General features: G+C 61.8%; 8 protein-coding genes and 1 other annotated feature. Of the genes, 4 read left to right on the top strand and 4 right to left on the bottom strand.

Features of this window, described 5'->3' with window-relative positions:
• Positions 1–611 (top strand): hypothetical protein (locus ACESL8_RS06735; protein WP_372917124.1); only part of this gene is annotated, 611 nt, incomplete at its 5' end.
• Between the two features lie 308 nt (positions 612–919).
• Here ACESL8_RS06735 and ACESL8_RS06730 read toward each other — a convergent pair.
• The gene (locus ACESL8_RS06730; RefSeq protein ID WP_372917122.1) at positions 920–1,108 is read right to left on the bottom strand and encodes a hypothetical protein; all 189 of its coding nucleotides are present in this window, start codon (positions 1,106–1,108) and stop codon (positions 920–922) included.
• Positions 1,109–1,187: 79 nt separating this feature from the next.
• Entirely contained in the window at positions 1,188–2,711 is a 1,524-nt protein-coding gene (locus ACESL8_RS06725; RefSeq protein WP_372917120.1) for a cryptochrome/photolyase family protein, read from the bottom strand.
• Positions 2,712–2,888: 177 nt separating this feature from the next.
• Between ACESL8_RS06725 and ACESL8_RS06720 the strand changes: the two genes are divergently transcribed.
• The gene (locus tag ACESL8_RS06720) at positions 2,889–4,124 is read left to right on the top strand and encodes an acyl-CoA dehydrogenase family protein (RefSeq protein ID WP_372917118.1); all 1,236 of its coding nucleotides are present in this window, start codon (positions 2,889–2,891) and stop codon (positions 4,122–4,124) included.
• 203 nt (positions 4,125–4,327) lie between these two features.
• Positions 4,328–4,383: a sequence feature (sul1 is cis-regulatory element that is thought to sense ions involved in sulfur or methionine metabolism; They are found in Alphaproteobacteria), on the top strand.
• Positions 4,384–4,439: 56 nt separating this feature from the next.
• A complete protein-coding gene (locus ACESL8_RS06715) occupies positions 4,440–5,936 on the top strand; it encodes a SulP family inorganic anion transporter (RefSeq protein ID WP_372917116.1) in 1,497 nt (498 codons plus the stop codon).
• 218 nt (positions 5,937–6,154) lie between these two features.
• On the opposite strand, the gene ACESL8_RS06710 is transcribed toward ACESL8_RS06715, so the two are convergent.
• Both ACESL8_RS06710 and ACESL8_RS06705 read right to left on the bottom strand, forming a co-directional pair.
• Positions 6,155–7,270 carry an acyl-CoA dehydrogenase family protein gene (locus ACESL8_RS06710; RefSeq protein WP_372917114.1) on the bottom strand — a complete coding sequence of 372 codons (1,116 nt, stop codon included), beginning with the start codon at positions 7,268–7,270 and terminating at the stop codon, positions 6,155–6,157.
• A 45-nt stretch (positions 7,271–7,315) separates the two neighbouring features.
• The gene (locus ACESL8_RS06705) at positions 7,316–8,524 is read right to left on the bottom strand and encodes an acyl-CoA dehydrogenase family protein (protein WP_372917112.1); all 1,209 of its coding nucleotides are present in this window, start codon (positions 8,522–8,524) and stop codon (positions 7,316–7,318) included.
• 121 nt (positions 8,525–8,645) lie between these two features.
• On the opposite strand from ACESL8_RS06705, the gene ACESL8_RS06700 reads away from it, so the two are divergent.
• A complete protein-coding gene (locus ACESL8_RS06700; protein WP_372917110.1) occupies positions 8,646–8,867 on the top strand; it encodes a hypothetical protein in 222 nt (73 codons plus the stop codon).
• Positions 8,868–9,072 lie beyond the last annotated feature (205 nt).

Here is a 9,072-nt window from a genome sequence, read left to right as displayed (position 1 = left end):
CGCGATATTTTGTCGTCGCATCTAACAAAAAGAATATGCAAGGTTATCAAAACCCATTCGCAGGTAAGATACCTTCATCAAATTGGTTTTACTGCTGGATGACCCGCCTATTGCTGGAGAGGGTCACAAGGTTCGTGCTAGATAAATCAATGAAGGAGTGTGGTGCCGCGAAAAAGCTGCGCATCGAGTATAGTGCGCGTGGCGGCCTCAAATACAGTCCAATGCAGGCTTATTATGAGTGGATGCGGATGAAGCAGAGCAACCCCTATTTGCCGTGGGGCCGGGTTCAATGGGAAGTTATGCAGGCAGATTTGCTTAAAGTGTACCCGCACTTGGATCGTGATGGGTTGCAGCTTGCGGATGTTGTGGCCAGCGCCTTTTTCAAGGCTTGCGATAAGTATGATACAGGCGCTTGCGACCCTCAGTTTGCCAAACTGCTTGCGCCCCGAATGGGACGGTATCCCGATCAGGCCCAAGGTCAGATAGCGGGCTTTGGTGTCAAGTTGTTACCGAGCATGCAGAAGGCCAACCTCGACGCCGACCAATCTGCCATTTTTAGTCATTACGGTTATCCACGACAGTGGTGGTGCCCGGAAGCGTTTAACAACTGACCTTTTAGCCCAACATCAAACGTCAAGCGTTTCAGATGACGCCGCTGGAATATGAATACCTGCGACCCGACAGCCAGCTCACCACCACAAGCAAAATCACACAAGGGCGACCTTAAGTCAAGAATCTTCGTTAGATTCCATTTACTTACGCTAAGCTGTTGATATGGAGTCGCTTTGCGCTGTTCCGGGGCCACATATCCCGGCGATAACATGTTGATATTCCCCCTAAGGCCCCGCAACTCCCTCAACACCGCCGCCCTAAATAAATCGGGTGCAGGGTCTGCGACCCTGCCCGCCGGAGGCCCTCCTTACTCTTCCGCTTCCACCCCGCCTTGTTTCATCAGTTCCCGCGTCAGCAGGCCGGTGTAACGGCGTTGGCGGCGGCGGGCTTTGGTGGGGTTGGCGCGCCAGCCTTCGCGTTTGTCGTGCACTGCGTCTTGCAGATCGTCGGCGACGATGATGCGGCTGGCGTCGGCGGGGTAGGTGCGTTTGGGCATGGGGTGGGTGCCTCGGAGGAGGAAGCGGGGCCCCGGATCAAGTCCGGGGTGACGGTCCGGGGTGACGGGAAAATCAGGGTCAGGCGAGGGTGGCCATGGAATCGGCGGCTTGTTCCCTGATCCGCACCTGTTCGTCCGGCGCAAACCGCCGCCAGCCGTCGTACATGCGCCACAGGCGTTGGTTGTTTTTGAGTGCGTCTTCGTGGCGGGCGAGGAAATCCCAGTAGAGGCTGTTGAGTGGGCAGGCTTTGGGACCGGTGCGTTGTTTGACGTCGTAGGCGCAGCTTTTGCAGTGGTTGCTCATGCGGTTCACGTAGGCGCCGCCGGCCGCATAAGGCTTGGTGGACATCAGGCCGCCGTCGGCGAACTGGCTCATGCCGATGACGTTGGGCGCCTCCACCCATTCCAGCGCGTCGGCATAGACGGCGAGGTACCAGCGGTGGACGTGCGCGGGATCTGTGCCGACCAGCATGGCGAAATTGCCCAGGATCATCAGGCGCTGGATGTGGTGGGCGCTGCTGTTGCGGCGGGTGTTGTCCACGGCTTCGGCCAGGCATTTGAGGCCGGTGGGTGCGCCCCAGTAGGCGGCGGGCAGCGGGCGGGTAGCGTTCAGATGGTTGCGGCTGGTGTAATCCGGCCCGGCAAACCAATAGAGGCCGCGCACATATTCGCGCCAGCCCAGGATCTGGCGGATGAAGCCTTCGACGGCGTTCAGCGGCGCGGTGCCGGCGTGGTAGGCGGCCTGTGCGGCCTGGCACACTTCGAGCGGTAACAGGAGCCCGGTGTTGAGCGCGGGCGAGAGCAGGCTGTGGTTGAGCACATCTTCGCCGGTGACCATCGCATCCTGATAATCGCCGAAGCCGGCCAGGCGGTGGCGCACGAAATCATCGAGGGCTTCGAGTGCCTGTGTGCGGGTGACGGCCCAGCGGAAGCCGTCGATGCTGCCGAAATGATTGCCGAAACGGCCGGCAACCAGCGCCATCACATCGCTGGTGACGGCATCGGGGGCAAAGCGGACGGGGGGTGTGAAGCGGTGGCCCTTGGGCACGGATTTGCGGTTTTCCTGATCAAAATTCCACTGGCCGCCGATGGGTTGGTCGCCGTCCATCAGCAGGCCGGTCTGGCGGCGCACGACGCGGTAGAAATCCTCCATGGTCATGCGCTTGCGGCCTTTGGCCCAGGCCATGAACGACGTGATGCTGAAGATGAAGCGGTCGTCGTCGAGGATGCTCACCGGCAAGCCGGTGCGGTCGGCCCAGGTTTGCTGGCTGTCGAGCACGCGCCATTCGCCGGCCGCCACGGTGACGATCTTGGTGGCGGCGTGGCGGGCGGCGGCGCGGGAGACTTCGCCGGCGAAATCTTGCGCGTTGGCGGGATCGTCGAGGGCGACGTAATCCACGGTCCAGCCGAGGCTGCGCAGTTCGTCGGCGAAATGGCGCATGGCGCTGAAGAACAGTGCGATTTTCTGCGGGTGGTGGGGGACGTAGGTGGCTTCCTCGGTCACCTCCATCATCAGCACGACGGCACTTGCGGGGGTGGCGGCGCGCAGGCTGGCGAGGCTGTGGGAGAGTTGATCGCCGAGGATGGGGATGAGGGTGGTCATGGCGGCGGGTGTGGCCGGGGCGGAGGCGTGCTGCAATTCGGCGTGGTGTCGCGTGCCCCTCTCCCGGGCCGCCTGCGGCGTCTCTCAACCTCCTCCCGATGGGGAGAGGTAATAGGTTGCGGGTCCTCGCCTGCCGAGTAAGCTGGCCGCTGAAAAACGGCGGGGAGAGCCAAAGCCATGTCGATCGATTTCGAAATTCCAGCCGAAGCCAAGGCCGTTCGTGAACGGGTGCGCCAATGGGTGAACGATGAATGCCGGCCGGCGGAAACGGAACTTCACGACGGCGGCGACTACAAGACCGTGCTGGCGCGGCTGCGGGCCAAGGCGCGCAGCCAAGGCCTGTGGTTGCCGTTCATCCCGGTGGAACATGGCGGCATGGGGCTGGGCCCGCTGGCCAATGCGCTGGTGCAGATGGAACTGGGGCAAAGCCACCTCGGCGCGCTGTCGATGAACAGCCAGGGGCCGGATGATGCAACGATGCTGACGCTGCTGGCGCACGGCACCGATCATCAGAAGGAAAAATTCCTGAAACCGCTGCTGAACGGTGACAAGCGCGTTTGTTATTCGATGACCGAGAAGGCCGCCGGTGCCGATGCCACCGGCATGCGCACCACCGCGGTGAAGGACGGCAATGAAAATTATGTGCTGAACGGCGAAAAATGGTTCTCGTCGGCCGCAAGTGCTGCCGATCTGGCCGTGGTGATGGCCCGCACCGATCCGGATGCCCCGCGCCACCGCCAGTTTTCAACCTTCATCGTCGAACTGCCCAACCCCGGATATGTCATCAAGCGTGACATCAAGACGATGGCCATCGAAGGCCCGCTGAGCCAGGTGATGGGCGGCGGCCATAGCGAGATCGAGATCAGGGATCTGGTGGTGCCGGCGGAAAATCTGCTCGGCGGTGAAGGCAATGGTTTCAATATGGGGCAGCACCGGCTGGCCTATGGCCGCTTGCGCCACGGGATGCACAATGTCGCGATGGCGCAGCGCGCGCTCGATCTGGCGACCGCGCATGTCACCCAGCGATCAACCTTCGGCAAGCCGCTGCATGAACGCCAGGGCGTGCAGTTCATGCTCGCCGATTGTGCCAGCGAACTTTACATGGCGCGGCTGATGCTGCTGCACATCGCCTACAAGGCCGAAAAGGGCATGGACCTGCGGCAGGAAAATTCGATCGCCAAGGTGTTCCTGGCGCACATGGTGCACAAGGTGGTGGATACCGCCATCCAGCTGCACGGCGCGCTGGGATACAGCCAGGATACGCCGCTGGCGAGCTGGTACACGCACATCCGATCGCAGCGGCTGGTGGACGGGCCGGACGAAGTGCACCGCTGGACGGTGGGCCGCAACGTGATCAAGGCGTATCAGGCGCACGGCACGACGGCGTCGGCGGCGGGGGGCGATCTGATCTAGAGGGCAACGCCGCGGTTTGGTTGCCGTCATGATGGGTGTGCGAATGACGGGAGCTGGGACTTAATTGCCATTCACTAAGGCTACGACGAACGACAGTTTTCGCCATTAGCGGCCGCTAACGGACAAAGCCGCTTCTCTCTACAAGACGCGTCCGTCAGCTTGTTGCTTTCTCGAATGCTGATCCGGTATAGAACCAGCATTCGCAAGGACCCGGTGTAAATCCGGGTGGCTATTCCGGCCGCCGACCCGCCGGACAACCACACGCACGCAATTCTGAAACGCCATTCGGCGCATGTGCCCTGTTGTGGATAATCAATGACATTCAATTTCCTCGATTACCGGCGCCAATGGTTCACTGACGGCCCCGCCGCCCGCCGCGACGTCTTGGCCGGCATCGTTGTTGCGCTCGCGCTCATTCCGGAGGCGATCGGCTTCTCCATCATCGCGGGCGTCGATCCGCGCGTCGGTCTCTATGCGTCGGTTGCGATCGCCATGACCATTGCGCTGATCGGTGGTCGACCCGGCATGGTGTCCGCCGCCACCGCGGCGGTCGCGGTTCTGGTGGTCCCGCTGGTACGCGACCATGGCGTCGAGTATTTGTTCGCGGCGACGATCCTGATGGGCTTCATCCAGATCGTCGCGGGCCTGCTTCGGCTCGACCTCGTCATGCAGTTCGTGTCGCGGTCGGTTATTACCGGTTTCGTCAACGCGCTTGCCATCCTCATCTTCATCGCGCAACTGCCGCAACTCACCAACGTCGGTTGGGAGACCTATGCCATGGTCGCCGGCGGCCTGGCGATCATTTACGGCTTCCCTCGGCTCACCAAGGCGATACCGTCTCCGCTTCTGGCGATCCTGGTCTTGAGCGCGATCAGCATCGGCCTTGGCCTGTCCGTCAACACGGTAGCAGACATGGGCAAGCTTCCCGAAGGGCTGCCAAGCCTTGTGCTGCCACAGGTCCCACTGACGCTCGACACGCTGCGGATCATCCTTCCCTATTCACTGACCATGGCTGCGGTCGGCCTGCTCGAGTCGCTTCTCACGGCCCAGATCGTGGACGACATGACCGACACTGACAGCAACAAGCGCCAGGAATGCGCCGGCCAGGGCGGCTCCAACATCGTCGCGGCGCTGTTTGGTGGCATGGGCGGCTGCGCCATGATTGGCCAGTCAGTCATCAACGTGACATCCGGCGGGCGCGGCAGGCTCTCCACCTTCGTGGCAGGAGCCTTTCTCCTTTTCCTGCTGGCGGTTCTCGGCCCCTTCGTCGGGCGTCTACCTATGCCGGCGCTCGTCGCTGTGATGATCATGGTCTCGATCGGCACCTTCAGTTGGAACTCGATCCCGAACCTGCGCCGTCACCCGCCAACGTCGTCCGTGGTGATGGTGACTACCGTCGTGGTGGTGGTCGCCACTAACGATCTTTCGCTCGGTGTGCTCGCCGGCGTGTTGCTGTCTGGCATTTTCTTCGCCGGCAAGGTGCAGCGGATGTTCTCGGTCGAGCGCGACGTGTCAGCCGACGGTGAGCAGGCGACGTATCGCGTCGCGGGCGAGATATTCTTCGCGTCCGTCGATCGTTTCACGCGGGCATTCCAGACCGAGAGTAGCGCTCGCCGGGTGCTAATCGACGTAACCGGGGCGCATTTCTGGGACATCTCCGGCGTCGGCGCACTCGACAAGATCGTCGCGCGCCTGCGACGCGACGGTTGCGAAGTAGAGGTAGTCGGCTACAACCATGCCAGCGCCGACATCGTCGACCGCTTCGCATTGCACGACAAGACTGGCGTCGAACTGGGACTCGCGCCGCACTGAGGTGGGAGCAGCACCAGCGTCTAAGCGGTTAGAAGCCGACCGACCGCTCACCACCACAAGCAGTCATTCCCAAGCCCAACGACGACCGACCGAAACTGGGTCGAAAGCGGTCTTCACTGCAATGGGTACCAAGCGTCACATTTTGACCACTAGGCGCCAAATAACCAAAAGGCCGGGCGCCCTGGCCCGGCCTTTTCCGTTGGCGTTGCAGCCGGCGCTTATGCCGCCAGTGCGATGCCTTCGTAGCGGGACAGGTGGAAATCCACGCTGCCGAACTGGTTTTCGATCAGGGTGGCGCGCTTGAAATAATGGCCGACGGCAAGTTCCTGGGTGATGCCGATGCCGCCGTGAACCTGCACGGCGTTCTGGCCGACGAACTTGGCTGCCTTGCCAACCTTGGCCTTGGCCATCGATACGGCGGCGCTGCGTTCGGCGGTGTCCAGCTTGAGCGTCGCCATCATGGTCATGGAAACAGCCTGTTCGACTTCCATGAACATATCGACCATGCGGTGCTGGATGACCTGGAAATCGCCGATCGCCTTGCCGAACTGCTTGCGCTGCTTGGCGTAATCGAGGGTGGAGGCGTGCAGAACCTTGAGCACGCCGCAGGCTTCGGCGCACAGGGCGGCGGTGGCTTCGTCGATGACGGCTTCGATCAGCGGCAGCGCTTCTTCGCGCAGCACATGTTCGGCGCCGATGCTGACATTTTCAAAATAAACCTCGCTGGCCGAGGTGCCGTGCACGGTGAGATAATCGCGGCGGGTGATGCCCTTGGCGTCGGCCGGGATCAGCAGCAGCGCCACACCGCCGGCATCGCGCTGGCCGCCGGCGGTGCGCGCCGTCACCAGCAGGTGGGTGGCGTGGGCAGCGCCTTCGACCACGGCCTTGTGGCCATTCAACTGGCCGCCCTTCAGCGTGGTGGTGATGTCGTTCAGATAATAGCGGCCCTGTGGTTCATACGCGGCAAGCGCGATGCGGGTGGTGCCGGCGATGATCGTGGGGATCACGGCATCTGCAATCGCGCCGCCAACATGCTTGAGGGCGCCGCCGCCGATGACCACGGTGGAGAGATAGGGTTCGAGCACGATGGCGCGGCCCATTTCTTCCATCACCACCATGTTTTCAACCGCGCCGCCGCCAAGGCCGCCGTGGGCTTCGGCAAAGGGCGCACCGAGCACGCCGAGTTCTTCGGCAAAGGCCTGCCACACGGCGGGGTTCCAGCCCTTGCCGCCGTGCACGACCTTTTGGCGGGCGTCGAACGTGTAGGTATCAGCCAGGTAACGCGAAAGCATGTCGCGCAGCATGGTTTGTTCTTCGTTGAAATTGAAATCCATGTTCCGTCCCCAAGTTGATGCCCCGGCGCTGCCGGGGCATCTGAATCAAAGTCCCAGCACCATCTTTGCGATGATGTTGCGCTGGATCTCGTTGGATCCGCCGTAAATGCTGGTTTTGCGCATGTTGAAATACACCGGGGCGACGCGGCGGCCGCTGTCCGGGCCGACGGCGAAGCTGTTATCGCCTTCGCCCATCGAACGGAAATACGGCGCGCCGTACGTGCCGGCGGCTTCCAGCGCCAGTTCGGTGAGGCGTTGCTGGATTTCGGTGCCCTTGATCTTGAGCAAGCTCGATTCCGGGCCGGGGCCCTTGCCGCTGCTTTCGCCGGCAAGCGTGCGCAGTTCGGTATATTCCAGCGCGGCCAGATCAACTTCGAGTTCGGCGATCTTGCGCTTGAAGAACGGGTTGGCCATCAATGCTTCGCCGCCATCTTCGGTCTTCCGGGCGACATCCTTGATACGTTCAACGCCGCGCTTGGATGCAGCGACGCCGGCGATGCCGGTGCGTTCGTGGGCCAGCAGGAACTTGGCGCAGGTCCAGCCCTTGTTTTCGTCGAACACGCGGTTGTCCACCGGCACGATCACGTCTTCCAGCCAGACTTCGTTGACCTCATGCTCGCCGCCCAGCGTGATGATCGGGCGCACGGTGATGCCGGGCGTCTTCATGTCGATCAGCAGGAACGAAATGCCTTCCTGCGCCTTCACGGTGGTATTTGTGCGGACGAGGAAGAAGCCCCAATCGGCGTGCTGCGCCATCGTCGTCCAGGTTTTCTGGCCGTTGACGCGGTAATATTCCTTGCCGTCTTCACCCGTAAAACGCTCCGCGCGGGTGCGCAGCGAAGCCAGATCGGAACCGGCGCCGGGTTCGGAATAACCCTGGCACCACCAATCCTCGCCCGACAGGATGCCCGGCAGGAACCTGGCCTTCTGTTCGGGCGTGCCAAACGTGTAGATCACCGGGCCAACCATCGACAGGCCGAACGGCATCAGCCGAACGGTATCGGCGCGGGCGGTTTCTTCGGACCAGATATAACGCTGGGTCGCGGTCCAGCCAGTGCCGCCATATTCCACGGGCCACGCCGGGACGATCCAGCCCTTTTCATGCAGCACCTTGTGCCAGGCCAGGAAATCTTCCTTGGCCATCTCCTCGCCCTCATCGATCTTGTCATGCAGATACGACGGGTAGGCATCGCGGATGAAGGCGCGCACTTCGTCACGAAAGGCGGCGTCCTGGGCGCTGAAATTCAAGTCCATGGTCTTACTCCCCAACTCGGTGGTTAACGTTTACGTAAACTCGATTCGAAGACGCGGCAAGCCTGTGAATTTTGCCGCTGCGACACCTTGCGCCGCGCGTCGTGCTCCCCACATTCAAGTCATGCTGAACATCGTCTCGCTCATGATCGGACTGGTCGCACTCGGAATGGCGTTTTTTGCCTTCCTGCCCTTTCTGGGCTGGGCCAACTGGGCAATCATTCCACTCGCCATGGTCGGACTGGGACTGGGATTCCTGTCGGGCAAAAACGCCGGGCGGAACCTCAATCTGGTGGTGATCGTGGTGGGCGCGTTCCGGTTGTTCATGGGCGGCGGGATTATTTGAGGCGGCGGTTGTAGCCGGGAGAAGGGCCTCCGGCGGGCAGGGCCTGGGCCTTGCACCCACTTTCGTTTTCGGGCGGGCCTGCAGCCCCAGCTTGCGCCTGTGATTTTCCTGTGCTAACTTGTGTACAAATCGGCACAAGAGGTTTGTGATGACGACGTCCACAACGATAACCATCCGGGTGACAACCGAATCCAGGGACCGTCTT

The sequence above is a fragment of the Sandarakinorhabdus sp. genome, assembly GCF_041689835.1.
Taxonomy (GTDB): Bacteria; Pseudomonadota; Alphaproteobacteria; order Sphingomonadales; family Sphingomonadaceae; genus Sandarakinorhabdus.
This window is presented reverse-complemented; position numbering and strand designations above follow the sequence as displayed.

Excerpts from the sequence above, each read along its gene's own strand:
- ACESL8_RS06730 (WP_372917122.1), bottom strand. The coding sequence starts at position 1,108 with ATGCCCAAACGCACCTACCCCGCCGACGCCAGCCGCATCATCGTCGCC.
- ACESL8_RS06725 (WP_372917120.1), bottom strand. The coding sequence starts at position 2,711 with ATGACCACCCTCATCCCCATCCTCGGCGATCAACTCTCCCACAGCCTC.
- ACESL8_RS06720 (WP_372917118.1), top strand. The coding sequence starts at position 2,889 with ATGTCGATCGATTTCGAAATTCCAGCCGAAGCCAAGGCCGTTCGTGAA.
- ACESL8_RS06715 (WP_372917116.1), top strand. The coding sequence starts at position 4,440 with ATGACATTCAATTTCCTCGATTACCGGCGCCAATGGTTCACTGACGGC.
- ACESL8_RS06710 (WP_372917114.1), bottom strand. The coding sequence starts at position 7,270 with ATGGATTTCAATTTCAACGAAGAACAAACCATGCTGCGCGACATGCTT.
- ACESL8_RS06705 (WP_372917112.1), bottom strand. The coding sequence starts at position 8,524 with ATGGACTTGAATTTCAGCGCCCAGGACGCCGCCTTTCGTGACGAAGTG.
- ACESL8_RS06700 (WP_372917110.1), top strand. The coding sequence starts at position 8,646 with ATGCTGAACATCGTCTCGCTCATGATCGGACTGGTCGCACTCGGAATG.